The organism is Acinetobacter sp. 1124_18A (assembly GCF_052824995.1).
In genome coordinates this window covers 161,686-184,466 of the sequence record NZ_VTDF01000005.1, presented here as the reverse complement: position 1 = coordinate 184,466, position 22,781 = coordinate 161,686, and the positions used below count along the sequence as shown (strand labels likewise).

Here is a 22,781-nt window from a genome sequence, read left to right as displayed (position 1 = left end):
AGTTAACAATATACAAATAAATAAAATATAATATTTAAGAATTATTCATGTAAATGAATAAGTTTTTTAGTTTTAAATAATTCACTTCAAAACCTAATGAGATGAAATCTTCTCTAACAATCTAAAGATTGATATGCAACATCAGTCGATTACTATCAAAATTATATGGAAATCCCTATAGGAACAAAATTGGGTATTAATAATAAATTAATTTGCGCAGTTGTATTGGTACTCCTTACAGGATGTGGGCAGCAAGAAGCGAACGAAAATACTAGTGCGGTGAAACTCCCTGTTTATCAATCTAATGGTGTTTCTGCTTCAGCGCGCTTAACAGGAATATTGCAGCTAAAACAAGAATGCCTTTATGTAAACTATATCCTGATTATATTTCCTGAACACTCTGCTCAGTGGGATTCTGAAAAAGAAGCTTTAAGCTATAAAGGCAGACATATCGCCATAGGCAACGAATTAGATATTGCTGGTGGAAGTGGCGATTTTGAGCGAGACAATCTACGTATTAAACATTTGAGTCCAATGTGTGATCATCAGAATATTTGGTTTGCTGGATAACCTACAGTGAAGAGTTCGAATTCAATTTTCACTCCCCTTAACTTTTAAGTCTTAAACGGAACGATTCAACTCGCTAGCAGATTTATATATTTTTCTCACAGGTCACTAGAGATGAAATATTAAAAAAAGCCCCCATCTGGAAGCTTTTTAAAAAATAGTTGAGAACCTGTTATTAACAGTTTAAAACTTAACTTGGATTAATCTCTGCGGTTAATCTTTGCAAATCATGACCCGAAGGTGCTTGGTAAACACGTAAACCAAATTCAGGAAGAATCGCAATGAGGTGATCAAAAATATCTGACTGAATTGCTTCATAAGAAACCCATGCAATCGTATTGGTAAATGCATAAATTTCTAAAGGCAAACCTTGGCTAGTTGGCTGTAATTGGCGAACCATAATGGTTTGATTTTGGGCAATTCCCTTGTGCTGGCGCAAGTAAAATTCAACATAGGCTCTAAACGTCCCAATATTGGTTAAACGGCGCTTGTTATAACGAGATTGATTGCTTAACTGCTTATTAAAATCTTCAATTTCAGAATTTTTTGCATCAAGATATTGATCTAATAACAGAAATTCTTTGAGCTTCTGTTGCTCTTCATCACTCATGAAATGAACACTGCTTTGATCGAGAAAGAGTGAACGCTTCATTCGACGACAGCCCGAATTGCTCATGCCTCGCCAGTTTTTAAACGTATCGGTAACCAACTTATTGGTCGGAATAGTCGTGTAGGTTTTATCAAAATTTTGCACAGTGACCGTATGCAGCGAAATATCAATTACATCACCATCGGCATTAAGCGACGGCATTTCAATCCAGTCTCCAATCCGCACCATGTCATAAGAGGCAATTTGTACACTCGCCACTAAAGACAAAATCGTGTTTTGGAAAACCAGCATTAATACCGCTGCCATTGCACCGAAACCTGCAAGCAAAGTGAACACATCCTTTTTAAGGAATGTTCCCAAAATCATCAGGCCACACACAACAAATAAGATTAACTTAACCAGTTGTAAGTAACCTTTAATCGGCTTATTTCTAGACTTCGGATTACGCTGATAAATAAGATTGAAGATATTTAAAAGCTCGCTGACCGTAAGCGCGAGTGTAAGAAAGATAAATGCTTGCGCACCCATTTCTACAAAAGAAATAAACTTTGGAGTTAAATGTGGAACAGTTGCAATACCGTTCATAATCACAATAGCAGGAACAATGTTAGCAAATTTCTTTATGATGCTATGCTGAGCAAAAATAGATTGATTGGGTGATTTTAGCTTGGTCACTAAGTGACGAACGCCCCGCACAATAATACGTTTAGCAATAAAAGTTGCAAATGCGGCAAATAGAATCAAAATCGTGAGTGAAACAAACATCTCTAGCCAAGGATAATGGCTTAAATGAGCCTGAATATCGCGAAAAAAACTTAAAAAATCCAAAAATTTACCCCTTAAAAATTTATTTTGTAGAATTTTAAGGGCTAAAGCACTTGATAATAAGACTTGTTTACATATGTAGTCATAAATACAACAACTAAGTTATATACCCTGCTATGTTTTTCATTATTTTGACGCTTAACGCTCAGGTCTTATCAACTTATGTTTTAGATCACGCACATAAACTAGATCGAATGAATCGACTCATTTAAAATAATACGTTAAACGAATAATTCTGGTTTTAGTGAGTGAAATTTTCTGACTTTTTGACTTTTATTGGCGTGGTCTGGTTTAGCTTATTCTTTATCTATATTGCTTGGACCTTTTTTCTTAAAAGTCTATTTCATAAATTTTTAATTTATAAACGAGGAATCCTTACTTCTGCCGAGGTCGTATATTTTCAGGACTCATTAGCTAAGGTGCAATATCGCCCGTTATGTTATATAAAATTGAAATTTCAAACGGAGCAAGGCCAAATCATGACTGAAAACCTAAAGGTGCTTATTGCTAAACGAAATCATGATCAATATAAAGTCGGAAGCATCATCAAAATTAAATATGACCCTAAGAATTTAAAGAATATTTCAATATTGGGCGAGGTAATGGTTTAAGACATTAGAGATTATTTAAAAAGTACGATAAACCCTGAGGTGCACGCCCGTTTAAGCGACTACTTGTTGTCACTCGCACCAGATTACTCCAAGTAATATTGCAACAATGCTTGATCAATTTTTTGATTAAAGATACATCTTCATGGCATGAAATAGGCTCAAAGCCGCCAACCAAAAGATAAACCTCTGCACTAAAACTTAAATTTGCCCCGTGAATATGCGCATGATCCATCTGATCTTTATAATGCGCTAAATATTTTTGCTGTTTCGTTATAGAGAGATGACTAAAATCATCTAGCGTTACAGTGCCGCAAATTGCATCTGTGGGTTGGTGCTGGATTTGATAGCGCAGCCAATCAGGACTGACCACCGTATCTGCATCCGTACATGCAATCCATGTCACGCCACGCCCAATTAAATGGCGAATTCCTAAATCTCGTGCTTGCCCAACACATGCGTAGTTGCATTCAATCCAATTGATCTGATGGCTTTGTACAATCAACCGCGACTGATCTGTACAGTTATCGAGTACAACAATCACTTCTACGTCATAACCGCTAATGTTATCGATAGCGACCTGAATAGAGTGCAAACAAGCAGATAGATAGTGCTCTTCGTTATGCGCTGGAATGACGATACCTATTTTCATCTTAGTTTTTCCTGCTGTGCTAAAGAGGAAGTGTTCGCCGTCCATAGATCAATCATAAAATCTGGATCGTTTAAGCTGAGATAGTGATGAAATGGAAAATGTTGCTGAAAGCCTTGATGGACTTGTTTTGCATTTAATTCAAAATCTTGAATTTCATGACGCCAATGACAACAAAGAATCTCGCCGTCGTCATTTAAACTATGTTTTAACTTTTCAATAAACTGCAGCAACTCATCAGCAGATAAGTAATAGGCCATCTCACTAATTAAAATGAGATCGAATTTTTGAATTGAATAGTCTTCAGGTATTTTTCTATTTTCAACGACCACATGCTCAAATTCTTTTAAGCGCTTGGATGCTAAACGAACAGCACACTCAGAGACATCTATACACAGCAGTTGCTCAGCTCTTTGTGCCAAATGAAAACTTAAATGTCCATTTGAACAGCCCACTTCTAACACTTTTGAATAACGAGGTCTTGTCAGCAGCGCGAGACAAATTTGTCTTTTACGAGCTTCATACCAATGAGAATCATAGCCCCACGGATCACTGTTATGACGATATAAATCTTCAAAGTACATGCGAGAATGAATCACTCAAATAAACCTCATAAGGCATTAAAAGACGTTTAATTGCACTTGAAGAAAGAACCGCAGCATTACCCGTGGTTTCATCTGCTTCAAGTTGGGTTTTAAACTGCAAAATTGCTTGATGTTTTTTAGTTAGCTGTTCTTCGGTTAAGCGGTAAGCTTTTGCTCGGTACCAATCAATTCGTGAGTCTAAAGGCTTTGCCCAATGCCAAGCCCAAATTAATACGTGTAAACATAGAAGTTGCTTAGCAATTGCATAAGCTTGTACGGTTTTGCCTACTGCTTCATGGTCTGGGTGGCCATCAAAGGCATAGCTACAAATTAGAATGTCATCGGCTTGAACGATCTGCTCTAAACTCTGCCACAGTTGATCAGTTTGCAAATGAATCTGTCCATCTAACAAATTAAGCTCTACATGCTCAGTTGACTCTTCTACCCCTAAATACTTTAAGGCTGCCAAGCTTTCTTGCGGACGAAGAATATTGAGCTGATCTGGAGGATATTTTGTAGAGTTAGGATGACTTTGGGTGCCGTTACTTACCGCTAAAATGAGGATCTTACAATTCAGCGCAATAAGTTGCTGCATTAAACCACCGCAACCAAGTACTTCATCATCAGGATGTGGAGCGACAATCACCACTCTTTTAGAGCAGAATAACTCAAGATTTAAAGGCGCTAAAGGTTGTTGTTGAAATGCATTTAACCATTGCTCTTTGGACGTACCCTCACCAAAAATAATGCGGTCTTCGACCAAAGGATGTTTTAAAGTTCCCATAGACTTTGGTCCGATAAACAAAGTTCTGTAATTTGTTGGTAATCAAAAGCAGCATGACTTTGTCTGATAAACACAGGCAAATCAGCCATGAGCTGTGCAAAAGTAGCATCCTCACAAAAAGGACGAGCACCTAACGCTTTCCCTACTCGCTCAACCACACTCAGACAGCATTGTTCTGTTTGAGCACGTAATATTCGTATTTCCCGCTCATGATTTAGCATGGGTTTGCTGTCAATCAGTTCAGCAACATATTTAAAATATTGCTTAGTGATTTCTAATTGATGCGCGACCTCGCCTAAATACAATTTTTTAAAAGGATTTGGACTGACCTGGCAACTTTCTTGTAAGAAACCAGCTAAACCAACGGCGGCACCATACCAACAAGCGGCAACACCTGCTGCACCATGCCAAAAACCTGAGCGTTTTAAATAACTATTTGGGTGACCAATCAATTTAACAGGTGTATTTTCAAAACTTACTCTTGCAGTCTGTGTCGCATCCATCCCGACTGCATGCCAGTGGCTTAAGTCCGTGCTAATGGAAGAATCACTTAAGTCGACAATACAAAGCTGAGCCTGCCCTTGCTGATTTTTAAAACTCATTAAAACTTTTTGAATAAGCTCTGCACCAGAACACCAAGGCTTTATGCCCTGACACAGGTTATCTTTCACTTGCAACGGAGCTGGTCCACCGTCTGCTGCCCAAACAGCCCAAAGTTGGTCATCTATTTCTTGCTGATAACCCAACTCATATAAAATGCTTACAGCATCGCAATGCGACTCAAAAAGCTTCGCCAAACTTAAATCAACTCCAGCAATCTGAGCAAAAAGCTGCCAGCGTTGATAGGTCTGACCCGAAGCAGGATGAGGTAAATTTTTGGCTAAACTTACCAATTGAGAGAGTAAATCTATACGAAGCTTACTTTTATCTTCAGCTAAGGCAGATTCAAATTCACTCAAGATACTTAATATCGTCACATTTATAGGTATTTTAATATTCATTGCAAATAATTATTTATAAGACTTGGTTTAACCTTATCTAAATACTTCTGTTTAAATAAACATGTAAATTGTAATAAAAAGATAAATATTATTGGTTTTATATCTAATTATTTCATTGTTACTCAAATATATTTATTAAGTGAACTTATAAACCCATCCTGTAAGGTTTATTAAAAACCCCTGATTTATCCAATTATTTAAAGTAATTTAAGTCTTACCGTTTTTCTATTTCTAAAGAAGAGGTCTAAAATGAGTACTTTAAATATTAATGATATTAAAAAACACGCAGACGTTATTGCTTCTTGTGGTACTAAAGTAGGAACAGTCGACCATCTAGATGGTGAAAACCAATTAAAGCTGACTCGAGACGAAAGCGGTCAACATCACCTTATTCCTACTGGATGGATTGGGGAAGTGAAAGAAAACCAAGTCATTCTGAATAAAAATTCAGAAGAAGTTAAAGATCAGTGGCAAGCGATCTAGACTTTTAAGCACGATACGTGACTTAACCTGAACTTTATAATAAATCGTTTCAGCTTATAAAAATGAATAGGCTTAAAAACTTTACAGCCTAACTCCCCGAACTGAAGGCTCCTTTTCATAAGGAGCCTTTTTTTATTTATGAAATCTCTGACTTAGGCCGTTTTTTATCTCTATAAGCCTTTTGTTAGATGTTTTTGTCCTTTACTCACATGGTGATCAATTTTACTTAATGCTAAAAATTGTCCATTCGCATTAAATGAACAATTATGAATAGGGTGACGTATATGATCACAGGGAATCATCAGCTTAAAGCAAGAAAAGTACATTTTGATTTTGCCGAGTCGTCTGTCTGCTGGATGCCGAATGATCCGCTATGCTCACATGTAGCAAATGGCATTAATATGCTCTTGCCGGCTGGTGAGTTTTGGTTTTGCCGCGTGTTTAATAAAACCCTTCCCTTGATTACCGATGAAACATTAAAACAAGAAGTGATTGGCTTTGTTCGTCAAGAAGCAGCTCATGCACGTGCCCATGAAAAAGCTCAAGACTTCTTACGTGAAAATGGCTACGACATTCAAGAAACACTCAACCGCGCCCATTTTGTGTTTAACATTTTATTGGGTGACAAACCTTTAGGTATACCCTTTTTAAAAGGCGAAAAGCTTGATGAATATTGGTTACTTTTTCGAGTAGGTATGATTGCTGCAATTGAGCACTTTACCGGAACCATTGGTCAATGGACGCTTGACAGTAAGTCTTGGGACCAAGCAGACCCTGCTATGGCAGATTTGTTCCGTTGGCATTTGGCTGAAGAAGTTGAACATCGCTGTGTTGCCTACGACTTATTTGAACACCTTTTAACAAACAAGTTTGGGTTTTATGTGTCACGCCAAGTGATTATGGCGGCTGTTTTCCCGCTGTTTATTTATTTTCTTGCTGACTTTGCGCGTAGTTTGGGCCAACAAGATTTAGAGCACAAAGACATTCAAAAATTGATGCGTCGTGGCTACTTCAAAATTATTCGTGAATTTGAAAAAACTGCGACTCGCTCAGACAACTTACCAACCATTAAATATTTATGGAAAGCGACATTAAGATGGGTTTCTCCAAAATTTAACCCACTTCATGAAGGTGACACCGAGCAAGCTTTAGCTTATATGGCTCGTTCGCCTGCCGTTCAATATTTTGAAGGAATGACACAAGCTGCAAAACCTGCAACATTAAGCTAAGCAGCTATTTTATTTATAATGAAAAGCCTCCTTATTTGGAGGCTTTTTCTTTAGTGAGTTTTGTCGCTTAAGCAAAATTTAAAAAGAAATAATCCAACAACCGATCTCTTTCATCTACCGCATTTTTATCTAAAAGCTGGACCATCGCCCCATCAATCATAAATAAAAACATATAAGCATCTTGAATGGAGGCCGTAACTTTTAAAGTTAAAAGCAACTTATAGATTTCATTAACAAACCAGTTTCTATAGTCAACCACAACTTTATAGGCAACTGGATAGAGCTTTTCAATTTCAAAAATTGCTTTAAAAGGTAAATGGTAAAAACCATTTAAATCGGCATGTAACAGGTAAATCTGCCTAAGTTTATCAAGCACCATTTGCTCACGGTAAGAATTAACAATGGAAAACACTTTTACTTTGAGCGCGTCTTTTTGAAAAGTGAGACACATCTCGATGAGTCGTGCTTTTGAGTGAAAGTCGTTGTAAAAAGTAGCCTTGGCAACTTTGGCTTCTGCAATAATTTGGTCGACCCCGACCTTATGAAACCCATATTGATTAAATAAGTCTTTTGCGGTGTGAAGCACTCTGAGTGTTCTAAATGAAGATTCTAAATTTGGCATAGGAATACCGTTTAAATAATTTTTTGTTGTATCTAAAAGAGATAGAAATGCCGTCACTCTTAAAATGAGTGCTAAAAACAGGCATGCAAAAGCAGCACAAAAATGTGCCTAAGCTATCTCAGGTTTTATTGTTGCTATGATTTTTTAGTCGTAACGAGCTAAGGTTGTAGAAACCTAGAGTCGGTTAAACCGTTTTAAAGACCAGTTGGGCGGTATAGATAGAGAGAGTTTGGCAAAGACCAAAAATTGAGAAGAAATAGTACGCATAAGCGAACTCCTTTGGCTATAAAGAAGCTTCACCACATTACTGTCAAATAATGGTGGTGAAACGAGAGAAGGTTGACAGACTGATAGCCAAAAGATCAGCACACCCGAAGGTGTCCCCCTCCCGTTCCACCGTAGAGGGGGCACGCAGGGATGCCCACAAAAAAGAAAGACTTTTTCGTGTGCGTTGGCTATCCGACCTGTCAAAGTCGGCTGGCGATGTAGGCCAGCAGGCAAAGCATAATCGGAGGGGTTTAGAGTGTCAATGTGATATTGGCTAGAAAACAATTGAATAAATATTATTTTTCATTGGATTAGAATATTTAATTCTTTCATTAGAAATTTATTATTTAGTAAAAATAATAATAGAACAAAAGAGGGTTAGCAGACTGGGCATATAGAACCAGCACGCACAAGGCGTCCCTCCTCCGTTCTATCGCAGAGAATAATAAGAGAGATTTTAAGTGTCAATGTGATATTCGGTGAATTTTTAAAGTTTCTTTTCTAATTTAATTAGCAAATTATATGTGGTGATACACCGATAAAATGAATAATTAAATCCATTTTATCGGCTTGCTAGAAGAGGTTTTTAAAACCTTATTTTATTTTTTAATATAGTTTGGAAACTCTTTTAAAACCGTACTACATAATTGGCCTTTCATATCTCCTCTCTTGCGTGCCTCAAATTGGTCCATACCTAATCTCATAACTTCTTTACCATATTTTTCACCTAGCTCATGTTTAGTACATTTGTCAGATTCATGAACTAATTCTTGTGAAGTATAGTGATAATTACAATCAAGTTGAGCGCGGCTTAAAAAACCATGTAGTTGTACTGTTCTCTCGCAAGTTGATCGCTGTATATAAGTTTTTGGCTCTTGTTCAGCATAAACTGATGTTCCTACCAATAAAGTGAAAACTGTTACTAAAATATTACGCATTATTTCCCCGACAAAGTTATTAAAAGTATTAGTGATAATGTTGCGGGCGTATTAAATAATAATTACTCATAAGTGTCTATTAATAATAAGAAAATTAGATAAATCCTCTTCTCTTTTGAGCACTTAATCACCTTAAAAAAATTGTGTGATTAAGTTTTATCAAATAAATGATATTAGAATTGTTTTATTGTTATCTTTAATATAATCCAAGCGATTCAAGTAAAGAGTTCTAGTGATATTTAATTCATTTCTTATCGACTAAAACCCTTACTCACTAGCACTTTAAAACCCTAATTTTTTAAAGACGAAATAACCCACATGGCTTTCAAAGCTACCGTCATTTTGAATTTTGAAATACTTCTTAACGAGGTCAGACGAACCTTCCTGCAAATAGCGTAAAGTTTTAATTTGATCTTCAGGGGTTTTCATACGCTTTACCCAACTATCAAAGTCTAATGAAAGCGTTTGTTTGTCTAAACCCACTAAGTCAAAGCCTGCATCTTCAATAAAATAGACCCACTCTTTCACACTATAATTTCGTACATGACTTGGGTCTCGAATAGTTTCGATCGTCTGTAAAAACGTATCTAATATAGGCGAGCTAGAACTAATAATATCTACAAAAATAACAATACCATCTGGCTTAAGAACGCGGTTTACTTCTTTCATGGCCGTCGGAACATGCTGCCAGTGATGAGCTGAATATCGGCTGATAACGACATCAAACTGCTGATCACTAAAAGGCATGTCTTCAGCAATGCCCTGCTGCACAAAGATGTTTTTTAATTTGCGCTGGCTAGCAGCCTTCGACACGGTGTCTAACATCTCATGAGATAAATCGTAGGCAAAGACAAGGTCAGCATCTGGAGCAACATTATAAGAAACATGACCACCACCACAGCCTAAATCTAGAACAACAGCCTTTTCATATTTCTGAATTTCATGAATAAATTTATTAAATTCAATTCCTTCAGAATGCGCTTGGCTATTCAAATAGTCTAAAGATTTATTTTGATATTGTTTTTGGTTTATATCGTGCTGGGTGATCATAACCTTGCTTCCTACTTTGCAATGGAATCACCATAAAGGAAAATTTAGATAAAAAATAATGATTAGTTTTTCTTCAATTGATAAATAAAAGTTATTATTTAATTTTTTTAATACACAGTAATCAAAAAATTTTAAAATCCTTAAATTCAATAGACAGCTATACTGGCTTCATCTAAAAATTTTATAAAAACAGAAAATGCCAAAAGCCATTTTATTTGATTTAGATCAGACTCTACTTGACAGAAATACATCACTTAAAAAATTTGTTGAATGGCAAGTAAACTTTTTTCAACTGGTATCACAGAAGAATAAGCAAGATTTTATCACTCGATTTATTGAATTAGATAACAATGGAAATGTTTGGAAAGACTTGGTTTATACCCAACTACTTAAAGATTTTAATATCAAAAATTTTAACGTCGAGACCTTGCTTAACTCCTACGTTAATGACTTTAACAAGTTTTCCTCTTCATTTGAAAGAGTTCCTGAAACAGTTCAAAATCTTTATAACAAAGGATATAAATTAGGCTTAGTTTCTAATGGGAAATCCCCTTTCCAAGAAAATAACTTTTATGCACTAGGTCTTAAAGAATTTTTTTCTACAATTATTGTTTCAGAGGCTATAGGCTTACGAAAACCCGATATACAAATATTTGAGCATGCATGTAAAGAGCTTGGTTTTATCCCTAATGAATGCATTTTTGTAGGTGATAATCCGAAAGCCGATATTGAAGGTGCAAACAAAGCCGGAATGAAAACGATCTTTTTCCATCCTGACCCTTCCATTGATTATCCTTTAGCAGATAAAAAGATTCACCATTATGATCAGCTAGAAATAGCAATTAACAAATTAGAAAATCCTATTCTTTAAAAATAGATTTAAGAATTTATATGAAATCCGCAAAGAGCACTGTTTAGTCACCCTTACTGAAACAGTGCTCTTTGCTCCATCACAACCCTTATCCAGAAGGTTCGATGCATAGAACTAGTGTATGTACCTTTAACTCAAAATGTTTCCTGAATTTTTTAATATTTTTAAATATTCGCAGCATAAAAATGAAGTATATTTACTTTTATCAGAAGATTCTTCTTTGGTTTATATTTTGAACAGAACAGAATACACACTAGATCGCATAGATCGGAAAATTTTATCTGCATTACGTGGCAATGGCCGTTTAACTGTTGCTCAATTAGCAGAAGAAGTCGGTCTTTCATCCTCTCCATGCTGGACACGGCTAAAGCGTCTAGAAACTTTAAAAATTATTGAAGGCTATACGGTAAATGTAAATCCAAAAGCGATTGGTATTCATGAAGTGTTCTTTATAGAAATTACTTTAGAGCGCCATGACGATGAAATGCTGGAAAATTTCAGCGAAGCATTAGCCGATATACCTGAAGTTGTAGAAGCTCATCTGGTTACAGGTGATTATGATTATTTGGTGAAAGTAGCAGTAAAAGATGCTGAGCATTACGAGCGTTTTTTACGGAAAAAACTCTATTCGATTAAAGGGATTCGACACACTCGCTCGACTTTTGCCCTACGTCCCCTTAAATCTGCCAATACCGCCGATTTAATGTTGATTGAATAAAAGGTGTAGCACCTATAAGTCATCGAGTTAAGATATTGATTCTAGAATTCTTATTCAGTTAAGCGGCTTAGACCATAACAGATTTAGACTCTGTTATATTTTTTTTAAAAAATTCTGTATCTATGATTACAGCCTCCTCATCTCCATAATAAAATTAATCTGAATTGGAGGCATCGCCATGAACATTTTGAAGAAAAAAAATAAGGCCAGTTTTGTATTCTTTATTATTACTCTCTACTCTTTTATTGGGTTTGGCTTAGGTTTCATTATTTGGGAATACTTTTTAAAGACCTAATTTGTTAAAGAAGATTTAGCTTGCCTCAGAAATAATTTCTGAAGTAATTTCTTTGCTACGATGATATGCGGCCTTCATAGCTAAACGTATATCATCTGACACATTGCCTAACTCAAACATTCGTAAAGCAGATTCGGTAATCCCGTTTGCTAAAGTGACCTTTCCACATAATTCTGCTGGTGGAACATTACTTTTACGAATCATTTCAACAGCCCCAGTCGCTGCTTGAAGCGCAAGATCTAAGGCAAATTGCTTATCTAGCCCTAGTGAAACGCCAGTCTTAATCATGCTATCTAAAATATAGAAAAAGTAAGCTGGCCCTGAACCTGATAATGCAATAATGGCATCACTTTGTGTTTCTGAAGCAGCCCAAAAAGTCTGCCCTGTTGGAGAATACAACGTTTCAATTAAGTCTTTATCAAGCTGGTCCATTTGCTCTGAAGCAATAAGCACGTGAGTACCTGTATGCGTAAGCACAGGCGGATTTGAAATCACACGAATGATTTTCTTTGAACCCGTAAAACGAGATAAGTTTGCAATATCAATCCCTGCCATCATAGAAACAATAATCTTATTTGCTAACCATTTTTTAAACGGCGCAAGTGTCTCTTTTAATTGCTTGGGATCTAATAACAACACAATAATGTCAGCTTTTTTTAAACCATTTTCTTTTTGCTTCAATGCATTTGTATCATTAATTTTTTTCTCTTCGATTAAGTGTATTTTTTCTTTTTTAAATCCTTTTAAAACCATTCCTCCGATTAAAGCCAAAGCTAAATTACTACTGCCAACAAAGCAAATATTCGGTTGTACTTCACTTAACATTTAAAATGTTTTCCTTTCTAAGGGAGGCTATAACATAAATATTATCTATAGTTTAATTATAAATATTGAATTAAAGATGTTTATCTGATCAAAGAATCCACTCAAATAAATTATATTAAAATGGATTTTGTTTTATTTGTGCAATAAATAAAACAACTTTAACTTAAGCCTAATGTATAACTATATTTAGCAAATTCCATATGCAAATTGTAAAAGTCTGTAACTACCTCTAACATAGTGTAAACACTATCTAAGACTATAAAATAAAAACATTTACTTTCAAAAGCTAAAATTTACTTATAAGTCTATTTCATTTAAATTACTAATAAAATATCTCATATTAAATAAGAAAAACTTAAAATTAACAGACCGCAGTAAATGTATTGTGATTTATTAGCTAAAGATTTTCTTTTTTATTCTTTAAAATTCTCTCGGCTTTTCTTATCGCTTGGCTTAAATCAACATCCTCACATACCCAGAAGGTAAAAATTTTTCCAAACAAATGAAAGTGTTGTTTAATATATTTAGAACTATGATCTGAATAATGCTCTTCTATCTTAAAGAAATCATTATTGTTTTCTATTTTTTGACCGTCAAAAATACCGCCAATACAAATATCCATTTTAATACTACATACCTAATTGTTTATATTATAACATAAAATATAGAAGCATTTTTTAAACTATTATTTTCACTTCTTCTTATTTTAAATATAATTTTCGTTGAAATTTATAAAAAACCCACAAAGATAAAGTGGGTTTTTTAAACTTTGCTAAAATGCGATACTTTAAATAAAATTTATTTAAAAATATTCATGCATTTTATTTAATTATCAATTTTGAAGAATCACAATATTTGAAGCTTGTGGGCCTTTTTTACCTTGTACTACGGTAAACTCAACACGTTGACCTTCCAATAGAACTTTAAAACCTTGTGTTTGAATATCAGTAAAATGAGCAAAAATATCTTTACCATCTTCAGTCACGATAAAACCAAAACCTTTAGTTTCATTGAACCATTTTACTGTACCAGTAGTAGTAGACATATGTTAATCCTGAGTCTTAAAATATTATAACTTATTATTGGTGAAACCAATTTAACTAAAAAATAGACGTCAAAACTTAAATATCTAGAAGAACCCAAGGATTATAAATAAAACTGCGCAAATAGAAATTTATGATGACAAGAATATTTTGTTAGTTATTCTCGATAATACACGCTTCAGAAGCATTTGCAAACGATATTCAAAATAATTCAAATCTGAAAACTTTGATGCTCTTACACGTCCCTATTTAATATTGATTTCATTAATATTTCTTCCATTTAAAAATCAAATTTTGTTTCATTTTAATTGAAAGCAGTCACTTTTCTACTGCCCTTAAGACCATCAATAAAACTTCTGTTCACCAGTAGGACGTGTCTTAAAACGTCGATGGAACCACATGTATTGTGTAGGGGCAATCCGAATTTGATTCTCAATAATTTTATTAACTCTTTCCGCATCACTCACTTCACATCCACTCGGAAAATTTTCTAATTTAGGTTCCACGAGAACATGATATTGAGGGTTTCTGATATTGCCACTTCTGTAAAAGTACAAAGGTACAGCTGCTGCTTTTGAAATGTCCATCAGTCTGCGGTGAGCGGTCACAGTAGCCGCCTGTATTCCAAAAAAAGAGGCCATTACACCTTGTTTTAAACCAAAGTCCTGATCTGGGCTATACCATATTGCATGACCATGTTTAAGGTTTTGAATAAGCCCTCTCATGTTGTCTCGAGCAATCTGGTTTTTATAGACTCTTGCACGGCTACGATGAATCAGAAAATCTAAAAAGGGATTGTTTTGAGGTCGGTAAACCACGTCCATATTAAAAAATAAGGTACAAGCGGCTCCACCAGCATCTAAAAGCGTGCTATGCGTACCTAATAGAAGTACACCATTTTCCTGATTATTGGTTAAGTTCTCTAATCCATCTATATGTACGCGGCTTTTAAACCAGTTTGGGCTGTACCAAGCATTTAAAGCTTCAAATACACCCGTTATAGTATCAACAAAAACCTGTTTAGCTTTGTTTTCAATTTGCATAGGTGTTTTTTCAGGAAAGCATGCTTCTAAATTACGTAATGTTGTTTTTCTTCTTGAACCCAAAGATTTCCATGCGACTTTCGAGAGAACATCGGCGAGACGCCATTGAATAGCCCAAGGTAACATCGCCAATAACATGAAAATAAAAGCTAAAAACCATAGACCCCAATATTTAAACGATAAAAAGGAAAATCGAAATTCGCCAGATTTAAACTGCCGTTCTTTTTTCGTCATACTGTACATTTCTTGAGGTATAGGCTTAGCATACTAACAGCCCCTGTAGTGGGGGTTGTATGTTTATGTTGCTTTGCGTATTAAGCTCTTTATATACCCGACCTATTTATATAAATGCATATGTTAAATATTTAATCTATTTAAGTCTTAAATATACATAACAGTCTGTATACATAACCTATTTTCTCATTTAAAGTAATCCCACAATCTTGCCTCAATTGATAAATAGGATATATCAGCGTGAGCGGTCTTTTAGTCTTTATAACAATTGCATTTCTTACCCTATTAAGCCCCGGCCCAGGTGTTTTATTTACTGTCACAAATTCAATCAATTATGGTGTTAGAACCGCTTTATTCGGTATTAGCGGCTTAATTATTGGTATGTTTGTAATTGCTGTAATTTCCGCTAGTGGTGTAGGTCTTATTATTACGAGTAACCCTACTATTTTTACGGTTTTAAAATTTATTGGTGCATTTTATTTAATGTATCTAGGATATAAAAACTTCAGTAAAAAAACGCCATCGCAAGATTTAATCACTGATCAGCAAAGCGATAAGGATGTAAGTAAATCTAAACTCTTTTATCAAGGCCTCCTCGCATCTTTGCTTAACCCTAAAACCATCGTGTTTTTTATTGCTTTATTCCCTCAATTCATTGATATAAAAAAAGAAATTCTAACTCAGTTTTTAGTTCTATCTTTAACCTTTTGTTTTATTGGTTTCTTAATTCATTTGGTCTATGCAAATTTCTCTTCAATTTTTAAAGAAAAGATGTTGGCTGGGAATAATTTTTCTATACTCAATAAAGTCAGTGGAGCTGTTTTCTTTCTTCTTGCAATTTTACTCATCGCACAATAAATCATTATTTTTCAGAATTATGCTTTAAAAGTCTTAACTCATGAGTAGACTTTTAAAGCATTTTTATTATTCAGCATCTTTTCATCTAATTACAATTTTTACAACGACACTCTGTTTAAAACCCATCCATAAAAGAAGTCTTCATAGTTCGGGTTCTTCTCTGTAATTTCGATATAGTGCTGCCCTTGCATAATATTTAAAACGCGTAGTAATACCGTTTCTCCGTCTTTATTACGCCTGTTCAAATACGTACTTAGTGCTTGAAAAGTCAGAGGCCCATATTGACCATCTAAAGCAAGATTGGGCCAGCCTTCTTCACCCTGCTTATTTAGCAAATTTAAAGCACGTTGTAACAAAGGCTTGGCAAAGTTGACTCCACAATTTATAGCCGTATCAAGTAACTCTTCTGCAATAGCTGGGCTAATTTCATTGATCTGGTCAAATTGGGGCTCAAACCAATATTGTTTCTTATAAATAGATTTGGCCACAGCTAATGGTAAATCTTGCATATCACCCTCATAGCCTTGTGATCGAGCAACTGCCTCTGTAATGCCAAATTTGGTGGCATGCCCATGGTCTGATGGATGATTAACATATCCACCTTCTCTGTTTATGATTGCTTCTAAGTACTGGTCAATATTCATTTTATTTTACCTATATCATTGAAACTGTTTTTAGCTATTTTGAAGATCATCTTTTGCTTTTTTTAAGTCTTTCATGACTTCCACAATCGTTTTCCCTTCTTGTTTATTGATGAAGTTAAATACCCATCTCACAATCGCCCAACCCGGTAAACCGCAAATAAAGAAGAATCCACATAGTGTGATCATTCCCCAAATGTCCGATACCCATTCATGTAAATTCCATTTCATGATAATAAATGAGCCACCTGTTAAGCTTGAAACCACTGTACATATCAGTCCCACAATCCATTCTTGCGGTGAGCGAGGGAAACGCATCATCAACACAACTGCGACAACTAAACTGACTGCTAAAGCCACCATAATTGCGATGCTATAAAAATTTAAAAAGGTGGTTAATCCACTCGTTGGAACTGCTTTCATAATCTTGTCCTGCTTTAAAGGGTAAAACTTGAAAACTCGCCACTCTTACCAGCTTTTTGTTTTTCAGGTTTTATCAATACCCTTAGTTTTCTTTATTACAGTCAATAAAAAACACTAACGCTTTTTTAACCGCGCTAAATCGCAAGACGAACTTATCCTTGACCCCATATTTCAGGGGTCCAAGAAAGAATGTTTGTATGCTAAAGCCTGTTAGTGTGCACTGTTTAAGGCTTGTTCAATCAACTCAATCACGGTGATTGCACCTATCGCTTTTTGCATAGAGACTTGATCATCGAATTCGAATGCTTCATCTTCAAGCTCACTTGCAATTTGCCTTGCCTCTTCAAGTGCCCTTTTTATTTTTTGTACCTTATGTTTGTTTATATCTTTTGCAATTGTTGGGACATACCCTCCACGTTTTGCATTTTTAAGTTGTTTAGCTCTGTTCTGCATTGCTGTAGTCATTCACTATCTCCAACTCAACTTACTCGTTTAATAAGGTAGCTTTATCGTTTGTTATTCTTGAAGTTTTCATACACCATGTGAGCAATATAGCTAAGCTATGGCTACAGATATATGTTGGAAACGTTTCATCGAGTACAACAAACCTAAACAACCAAACTGTATGCATTTAAAGCATTAATTTAAAAATAAATATTTCCTTTTTTGAAATTGTAAAAAAGTATGAAAGTTCTTAGGTTTAAGCTTTTTTCAAACTTTATTTCTTTGACCAAAAAGTTCAAATAAGGCTTTGCCGTATATCGGAAACTTTTGTTACGCCTCACAATCTTTGCTAAATTCTTCATGTTCTTGATACCCTTTATCGACGAACATTAAGCCTGATCCACGGAATCGGGCTTTTTTTATTCCATTTTTTGTTTTGATAGCCTATCTGTAAATAATAATTGAGCTATCTCCGTTTTATTTTGCCTCCAATAAAAACAAAATAAATTTAGCTTTCATCTCAACACGTTGATAAGCCTATAAATAGAGACTCAGACACTATTTAAACTTTATCTATTCATCTGAAGATATAACTGATATTATAACTATAGTTATTATTAGTCAATAACTATAGTTGTTTTACTCGATATAACTTTAGTTATATATTTGTTATAAGTTTGCTGGTGTGACCATTATGGCTCTTAAAGACCGTTTAAAAGACTCTAGAATTAAAGCCAAAAAAACTCAGGCTGAAGTGGCTGAGGCAGTAAAGATGTCTCAGCCTGCCTATCAGGCTTTAGAGTCTGGTAAAAATTTGAAATCTGCATTTCTACCTCTCATTGCCCAATTTTTAGGTGTAGATGGTTATTGGTTAACGACCGGAAATACAGAAGACTCTTTTAGAGAAAGTGATGTATTTAGCCCAACTGTTGTGAGTGCAGAAGCCACCGATCAATTTGTCTGGATTGAAGTGGTAGAAGCTAATTTTTCTTGTGGTACGGGCGAATCTATCGAGTTTCACTTCGATGCAATTAATGGCAAAATTCCTTTCCCTGCCTCATTTTTTAAAGAAAAACGGGTTGCTCAAGAGTGCATGCGTATTATCAAAGCTAAAGGCGATAGCATGACAGACTACATTAAAGATGGAGATTTAGTCGGTATTGATATTTCTCAAACTGAAGTGATTGATGGCGAGATTTATGCGGTTTACTTTGCAGGCGAAGGAATGATTAAGCAAATTTTTAAAGAAGCCGATGGCTCTTTAATTTTGCATAGTTTAAATGAGAAATTTAGAGACCGACGTGTCACCGAAGAAAATGGGAAGAACTTTAAAGTTATGGGCCGTCAATTCTGGCGAGCGGGTTAATTAAGTTATAAATATAATTAAAATAATAAGTTTATCGATTTAATACATTTCGCTTTTTTATAACTTTAATTATTTATAATTCCTATAGATATAAAAAAACCTATCTCTTTTAAAGGAGATAGGTTTTTAGCTTTAAAACTAAACATTTTTATCAACAATACGTAGTTAAACGATAAAGCTGATTAAATCCAGCATAAAAGCTTTTACCATCTTGGTTTAACTCAATTTCTTCACCAGACTGAAGTTGAATTTTTTTACCAACTTCGACCCAACGATATCCATCGAGAGAATTTTGTTTACGCACATGAGGAACAATCCTCACATTAATCTCATTGCCATTTACGGCTGTGGCAATTAGCCACTCATTTACTATATTCACAATCATTCACTCATCACTGAGCTCATGTGATTTGACGGTATTTAATTAGAACGCTAGATTTAAGGTATGGACAGTCAGTCTAGAATTTAATATTTAGCTTGATATAGGGTTATTTATAAGCTAATGCTTTTCATAATTTTCGCATTATGAAAAGTGGTACATCACAGAGCATAATATTTTGGTTGCGGGGGTCGGATTTGAACCAACGACCTTCGGGTTATGAGCCCGACGAGCTACCAGACTGCTCCACCCCGCAATTGGAAGTAAGCTTTATACGCCCTTATATTTCATAAAGCAAACTCTTTTTTTTAATCTGTTGTAATTTATCAGTTTTATATTTTTTTAATTAAGATTATCTTTTTAACTAGATAGTGATTAATAAGTTTAATTTAAAATTAATCTTTTGAATTGTTGTATTTATTTTAAACAGAACCCTAAATTCATAGACAACAATTGCCTTGGGTGGGTTGCTTTTATACTATCTAGTTTCGCCTTCTAGTTTTTATTTCGTATGTCTGAACCTCAGTTTTCCCTTAGTGAATATCTCGGCACAGTTCAGGAAGTGATACGTCTGGCCTTTGATGAGCCAGTTTGGGTAAAAGCAGAGATTCGAAATTTAAATATTAAAGGTGGTCATTACTATTTAGAGCTTGCAGAAAAAGATGCCGACACGGATAAAGTCATTGCCAGTTGTAAAGCCACCATTTGGAAGTTCTCAGCAAGTAAAATTGTTTTAAAGTTTGAGCGTGAAACTGGTATTGAGATTTCAAGTGACTTAAATGTGCTTATCAAAATTAGAGCACGTTTTGATCCTCAATATGGATTTTCAGTCAATATTGAAGAAATTGACTCAAGTTTTACCTTAGGCGAAATTGCTAAACGGTATCAGCAAATTATTGAACGACTCACTCAAGAAGGTTTAATTCATAAGAATAAACTCATACCTACTCCTTTTGATATTCAAAATGTTTTAGTCATTGCCCCTCAAAATGCTGCGGGCTTAGGTGACTTTAAAAAAGATGCCGATGCGCTAGAAAGAAATGGTGTTTGCCATTTTGTGTATCACACCGCTACATTTCAAGGAAATACTGCTGCAACCAGCCTCATAGAATCTTTAGGTTCAGGTTTAAGGCAATGGGCCAGCACTTATAAATTTCCACCGGACTTGATAGTAATTATTCGTGGTGGTGGATCGGTGAATGATTTAGCGTATTTGAATGATTATGAACTTGCAGCCCTGCTCTGCAAACGCAGTGTTCCGGTTTGGGTCGGCATTGGTCATGAAAAAGACCGCACAATTCTTGATGAAATTGCCCATCGTTCATTTGACACACCAAGTAAAGTGATTGCTGGTATTCGTAACCATATTGTAGAACGTGTACAAGAAGCTGTAGATAGTCTGCAAACCATTAAGCTTCTTTCTCAGCATCAAATCACGACCTATCAAAGCAAGAACGATCAGCTACTTCATCACATTAAATCTTCAGCACAAGGTCAACTTAATTCAGCACATCACCTGCTTGACCAGATGAAAGAACGCATTCAGTTTAGTTCACAGCAACAAGTTAAATTTTCATTAGCCCAAATCGAATCTTTAATGAAAGAAATCCTTTTACAAAATCCAAAACAGGTTCAAGCCAAAGGCTATGCCATTGTTAGATCGGAAGGAAAAGCAATTCGCTCTATACATCAAATTTCAGGCCCTGCCATTGCGATTGAAATGCAAGATGGTGTGATTGAAGCCAACATTACACAGGTAATTCCACATGAAGAATAAAGAGTTAACGTTTAAGGACGGGCATGATATTTTAAAAAAAAATGCCGAATTACTTGAATCTCAAGAAAGTCCAGATATTGATAACTTAATGAAGATTGTTGAAGAATCGATTACTGCTTATAAAGCTTGTAAAACACGCATAGAAGCAGTTCAACAAGCTTTAGATGAGACGTTTAAAGAATAAAATGCAATAGAAAAAGCCCATTCCTACTTCTCATTGAAGGAATGGGCTTAGTGAAAACCACTTAGTCCTGAAATACAAAAGTGTGGATTAGGTCACACTTTTGCCAAAACATAGTCACACATGAATGTCAGATGTTCAATATTTTAATTGTGTCTATTCCGTTAGTTTGGCTTAATTTCCAGCACCTCTTAATTAAAAGCTCTTTGATTAAGATCATACTAACCACGCATTCTACTTCTGGTTATTTTCAAACAGCTTTCAAAGCTATTCTTCACTGACTGCTCCCACCAATTGATAAATTTTGCCATCTTTAGGATTTTCATATAGTAAATCCATATTGGGTAAAATAATATCATCATCAATTTCAATATGTTCAACGCTTTTATGAAGCTCAAGGGCATGGTCATTCATAGGTCGAACTTTTGCCAAAGCAATCGTTTTTTGGTTAAACTGGTCCTTAATAATTACTTTTAATCTTTTCATAAAAATCTCCTGAAAATTAAAATTTTTAATATGAATAATGGGTTAAGTTTAAAATGAGCTAATCGCTGAATAGCCGATTGGCATAGCAAAAAAAGTTAAAATAAATGCATCCGTACGTTATAAATTACGCTGGTTTAACCAAGTTACTTTGTTTGAAATAAATACAGTTCCAAAAGCAATCCATAAAAAAGCAATGGGTGTAATTAATGATAAAAAAACAGCAATATGAATAAAATATACGTGAAACACTTCCCATGCTGCATGTGGAAAAATAGCAGAAGCAAAGAGTAAAGCTTTAGGATTTAAAAGTGTCGCGACAAATAAAGCCTTAGGCGTAATCAGTGGATTGTCTAATTTGATGTCGTTTGTCGATGTTGTCCAAAGTTTAAATGCAAGGTAGAGAATAAAAGTTGCACTTATTAACTTTAATACGGGTGGAAGCCACGGAATAAAATGTGAAACGGACTCAAGTAAAATACCCCATGAAGTAATTGCAATGAGATAACCCATCACTTCAGCAGGAATAAGTTTAAGAGACTGCTTCACTCCTGCCTGTATTCCAGCAGAGGCTAACAATGTATTTGTTGGGCCTGGAGTCAACAAAATGGTGACCACAAGTCCAATGAACATAAATGACACCATAGGCAACGAACTCTTTAATTATGCTAGGCGAAATATGTCAAAAAGGTACATCTATTGTCGACAAAATGGTTGTAACAAGAAATATTAAAACTTAATTATTTATTTTTAAAACAAATAATTAACTAAAACTGACCTTAAATTCACTTACGATTTCATCAATTTTAAATATGCAAAATCGATCACACAAATACAGAATAGTGAGCTATTTTTTCTTGCCAACAAGGAATGAACTTGAAAATTTATTACTCAAAAAATAAGCTTTATTTTTAATATTTTTGAGCTTACATAACTCAGTAAATGACAGTTTTCCCCCTCACTTGAAATTTTAAAATTGAACA

The 22,781-nt window shown here is 35.0% G+C and carries 28 protein-coding genes, 1 tRNA gene and 1 pseudogene; 11 read left to right on the top strand and 19 right to left on the bottom strand.

The features are described from left to right. Window positions 1-165: 165 nt before the first annotated feature. Complete coding sequence (locus tag FY048_RS12215) at window positions 166-570, top strand: hypothetical protein (RefSeq protein ID WP_446091313.1); 405 nt, start codon at window positions 166-168, stop codon at window positions 568-570. A 187-nt stretch (window positions 571-757) separates the two neighbouring features. Here the strand turns inward: FY048_RS12215 and FY048_RS12210 are convergent, their stop codons facing one another. Next, a complete protein-coding gene (locus FY048_RS12210) occupies window positions 758-2,005 on the bottom strand; it encodes a mechanosensitive ion channel family protein (RefSeq protein ID WP_446091312.1) in 1,248 nt (415 codons plus the stop codon). Window positions 2,006-2,250: 245 nt separating this feature from the next. Between FY048_RS12210 and FY048_RS12205 the strand changes: the two genes are divergently transcribed. Beyond that, the gene (locus FY048_RS12205; protein WP_446091311.1) at window positions 2,251-2,613 is read left to right on the top strand and encodes a DUF3592 domain-containing protein; all 363 of its coding nucleotides are present in this window, start codon (window positions 2,251-2,253) and stop codon (window positions 2,611-2,613) included. Window positions 2,614-2,617: 4 nt separating this feature from the next. Here FY048_RS12205 and FY048_RS12200 read toward each other — a convergent pair whose 3' ends face one another. The 4 genes from FY048_RS12200 to FY048_RS12185 are packed head-to-tail and all read right to left on the bottom strand — an operon-like array spanning window position 2,618 to window position 5,628. Further along, window positions 2,618-3,262 carry a glycosyltransferase gene (locus FY048_RS12200; protein ID WP_174732214.1) on the bottom strand — a complete coding sequence of 215 codons (645 nt, stop codon included), beginning with the start codon at window positions 3,260-3,262 and terminating at the stop codon, window positions 2,618-2,620. Further along, window positions 3,259-3,858, bottom strand: a complete 600-nt coding sequence (locus FY048_RS12195; RefSeq protein ID WP_446091310.1) for a class I SAM-dependent methyltransferase — start codon at window positions 3,856-3,858, stop codon at window positions 3,259-3,261. The genes FY048_RS12200 and FY048_RS12195 overlap by 4 nt, the downstream gene beginning before the upstream one ends. Further along, window positions 3,833-4,627, bottom strand: a complete 795-nt coding sequence (locus FY048_RS12190; RefSeq protein ID WP_446091309.1) for a PIG-L deacetylase family protein — start codon at window positions 4,625-4,627, stop codon at window positions 3,833-3,835. Before FY048_RS12190 ends, FY048_RS12195 begins: the two co-directional genes overlap by 26 nt. Continuing rightward, window positions 4,615-5,628 (bottom strand): acyl-CoA dehydrogenase, encoded by a 1,014-nt coding sequence (locus FY048_RS12185; protein WP_446091308.1) that lies wholly within the window; start codon window positions 5,626-5,628, stop codon window positions 4,615-4,617. Before FY048_RS12185 ends, FY048_RS12190 begins: the two co-directional genes overlap by 13 nt. A 249-nt stretch (window positions 5,629-5,877) precedes the next feature. Between FY048_RS12185 and FY048_RS12180 the strand changes: the two genes are divergently transcribed. Then, on the top strand, window positions 5,878-6,111 hold the full coding sequence (locus FY048_RS12180) for a DUF2171 domain-containing protein (protein ID WP_004793546.1): 234 nt from the start codon (window positions 5,878-5,880) through the stop codon (window positions 6,109-6,111). Window positions 6,112-6,395: 284 nt separating this feature from the next. Next, complete coding sequence (locus FY048_RS12175) at window positions 6,396-7,340, top strand: metal-dependent hydrolase (RefSeq protein WP_446091307.1); 945 nt, start codon at window positions 6,396-6,398, stop codon at window positions 7,338-7,340. 67 nt (window positions 7,341-7,407) lie between these two features. Here FY048_RS12175 and FY048_RS12170 read toward each other — a convergent pair whose 3' ends face one another. The 3 genes from FY048_RS12170 to FY048_RS12160 form a co-directional block, all read right to left on the bottom strand. Then, window positions 7,408-7,962, bottom strand: coding sequence for a TetR/AcrR family transcriptional regulator (locus tag FY048_RS12170; RefSeq protein WP_446091306.1), 555 nt, complete (start codon window positions 7,960-7,962; stop codon window positions 7,408-7,410). Window positions 7,963-8,828: 866 nt separating this feature from the next. Next, the gene (locus FY048_RS12165; RefSeq protein ID WP_016138719.1) at window positions 8,829-9,167 is read right to left on the bottom strand and encodes a hypothetical protein; all 339 of its coding nucleotides are present in this window, start codon (window positions 9,165-9,167) and stop codon (window positions 8,829-8,831) included. A 282-nt stretch (window positions 9,168-9,449) separates the two neighbouring features. Then, a complete protein-coding gene (locus tag FY048_RS12160; protein ID WP_446091305.1) occupies window positions 9,450-10,217 on the bottom strand; it encodes a class I SAM-dependent methyltransferase in 768 nt (255 codons plus the stop codon). A gap of 196 nt (window positions 10,218-10,413) precedes the next feature. On the opposite strand from FY048_RS12160, the gene FY048_RS12155 reads away from it, so the two are divergent. The 3 genes from FY048_RS12155 (at window position 10,414) to FY048_RS12145 (ending at window position 12,101) form a co-directional block, all read left to right on the top strand. Then, a complete protein-coding gene (locus FY048_RS12155) occupies window positions 10,414-11,088 on the top strand; it encodes an HAD family hydrolase (RefSeq protein WP_446091304.1) in 675 nt (224 codons plus the stop codon). A gap of 232 nt (window positions 11,089-11,320) precedes the next feature. Next, window positions 11,321-11,806, top strand: a complete 486-nt coding sequence (locus FY048_RS12150; protein ID WP_034677787.1) for an Lrp/AsnC family transcriptional regulator — start codon at window positions 11,321-11,323, stop codon at window positions 11,804-11,806. Between the two features lie 178 nt (window positions 11,807-11,984). Then, window positions 11,985-12,101: a hypothetical protein gene (locus FY048_RS12145; protein WP_446091303.1), complete on the top strand. Its 117-nt coding sequence runs from the start codon at window positions 11,985-11,987 to the stop codon at window positions 12,099-12,101. Between the two features lie 15 nt (window positions 12,102-12,116). Here the strand turns inward: FY048_RS12145 and FY048_RS12140 are convergent, their stop codons facing one another. The 4 genes from FY048_RS12140 to FY048_RS12125 form a co-directional block, all read right to left on the bottom strand. After that, window positions 12,117-12,926: a pyrroline-5-carboxylate reductase family protein gene (locus tag FY048_RS12140; RefSeq protein WP_446091302.1), complete on the bottom strand. Its 810-nt coding sequence runs from the start codon at window positions 12,924-12,926 to the stop codon at window positions 12,117-12,119. Between the two features lie 397 nt (window positions 12,927-13,323). Continuing rightward, window positions 13,324-13,548 (bottom strand): hypothetical protein, encoded by a 225-nt coding sequence (locus FY048_RS12135; RefSeq protein ID WP_016138723.1) that lies wholly within the window; start codon window positions 13,546-13,548, stop codon window positions 13,324-13,326. A 210-nt stretch (window positions 13,549-13,758) separates the two neighbouring features. Beyond that, on the bottom strand, window positions 13,759-13,971 hold the full coding sequence (locus FY048_RS12130; RefSeq protein ID WP_174746988.1) for a cold-shock protein: 213 nt from the start codon (window positions 13,969-13,971) through the stop codon (window positions 13,759-13,761). 342 nt (window positions 13,972-14,313) lie between these two features. Next, window positions 14,314-15,246 (bottom strand): LpxL/LpxP family acyltransferase, encoded by a 933-nt coding sequence (locus FY048_RS12125; RefSeq protein WP_446091301.1) that lies wholly within the window; start codon window positions 15,244-15,246, stop codon window positions 14,314-14,316. A 240-nt stretch (window positions 15,247-15,486) separates the two neighbouring features. Between FY048_RS12125 and FY048_RS12120 the strand changes: the two genes are divergently transcribed. Beyond that, entirely contained in the window at window positions 15,487-16,104 is a 618-nt protein-coding gene (locus tag FY048_RS12120) for a LysE family translocator (protein WP_336167797.1), read from the top strand. A gap of 98 nt (window positions 16,105-16,202) precedes the next feature. Here the strand turns inward: FY048_RS12120 and FY048_RS12115 are convergent, their stop codons facing one another. The 3 genes from FY048_RS12115 to FY048_RS12105 all read right to left on the bottom strand — a co-directional run bounded on the left by FY048_RS12115 (window position 16,203) and on the right by FY048_RS12105 (window position 17,633). Continuing rightward, window positions 16,203-16,748, bottom strand: a complete 546-nt coding sequence (locus FY048_RS12115) for a glycoside hydrolase family 108 protein (RefSeq protein WP_446091300.1) — start codon at window positions 16,746-16,748, stop codon at window positions 16,203-16,205. A 30-nt stretch (window positions 16,749-16,778) separates the two neighbouring features. Beyond that, window positions 16,779-17,168: a hypothetical protein gene (locus FY048_RS12110; RefSeq protein ID WP_016138728.1), complete on the bottom strand. Its 390-nt coding sequence runs from the start codon at window positions 17,166-17,168 to the stop codon at window positions 16,779-16,781. Window positions 17,169-17,378: 210 nt separating this feature from the next. Beyond that, on the bottom strand, window positions 17,379-17,633 hold the full coding sequence (locus tag FY048_RS12105) for a hypothetical protein (RefSeq protein ID WP_446091299.1): 255 nt from the start codon (window positions 17,631-17,633) through the stop codon (window positions 17,379-17,381). A gap of 673 nt (window positions 17,634-18,306) precedes the next feature. Between FY048_RS12105 and FY048_RS12100 the strand changes: the two genes are divergently transcribed. Further along, a complete protein-coding gene (locus FY048_RS12100; RefSeq protein ID WP_446091298.1) occupies window positions 18,307-18,978 on the top strand; it encodes an XRE family transcriptional regulator in 672 nt (223 codons plus the stop codon). Window positions 18,979-19,129: 151 nt separating this feature from the next. Here FY048_RS12100 and FY048_RS12095 read toward each other — a convergent pair whose 3' ends face one another. Next, on the bottom strand, window positions 19,130-19,363 hold the full coding sequence (locus tag FY048_RS12095) for a hypothetical protein (RefSeq protein WP_009388781.1): 234 nt from the start codon (window positions 19,361-19,363) through the stop codon (window positions 19,130-19,132). Window positions 19,364-19,536: 173 nt separating this feature from the next. After that, a tRNA-Met gene (locus FY048_RS12090) sits at window positions 19,537-19,613 on the bottom strand. Window positions 19,614-19,868: 255 nt separating this feature from the next. On the opposite strand from FY048_RS12090, the gene xseA reads away from it, so the two are divergent. Together xseA and xseB are read left to right on the top strand one after the other, a co-directional pair. Further along, complete coding sequence (gene xseA / locus FY048_RS12085) at window positions 19,869-21,134, top strand: exodeoxyribonuclease VII large subunit (protein ID WP_446091297.1); 1,266 nt, start codon at window positions 19,869-19,871, stop codon at window positions 21,132-21,134. Further along, window positions 21,124-21,318: an exodeoxyribonuclease VII small subunit gene (xseB, locus tag FY048_RS12080; RefSeq protein WP_446091296.1), complete on the top strand. Its 195-nt coding sequence runs from the start codon at window positions 21,124-21,126 to the stop codon at window positions 21,316-21,318. The genes xseA and xseB overlap by 11 nt, the downstream gene beginning before the upstream one ends. 264 nt (window positions 21,319-21,582) lie before the next feature. Here xseB and FY048_RS12075 read toward each other — a convergent pair whose 3' ends face one another. Together FY048_RS12075 and FY048_RS12070 are read right to left on the bottom strand one after the other, a co-directional pair. Beyond that, complete coding sequence (locus FY048_RS12075; RefSeq protein WP_446091295.1) at window positions 21,583-21,801, bottom strand: hypothetical protein; 219 nt, start codon at window positions 21,799-21,801, stop codon at window positions 21,583-21,585. A 48-nt stretch (window positions 21,802-21,849) separates the two neighbouring features. Beyond that, window positions 21,850-22,443 (bottom strand): annotated as a pseudogene (locus FY048_RS12070) (LysE family translocator). Window positions 22,444-22,781: the final 338 nt, after the last annotated feature.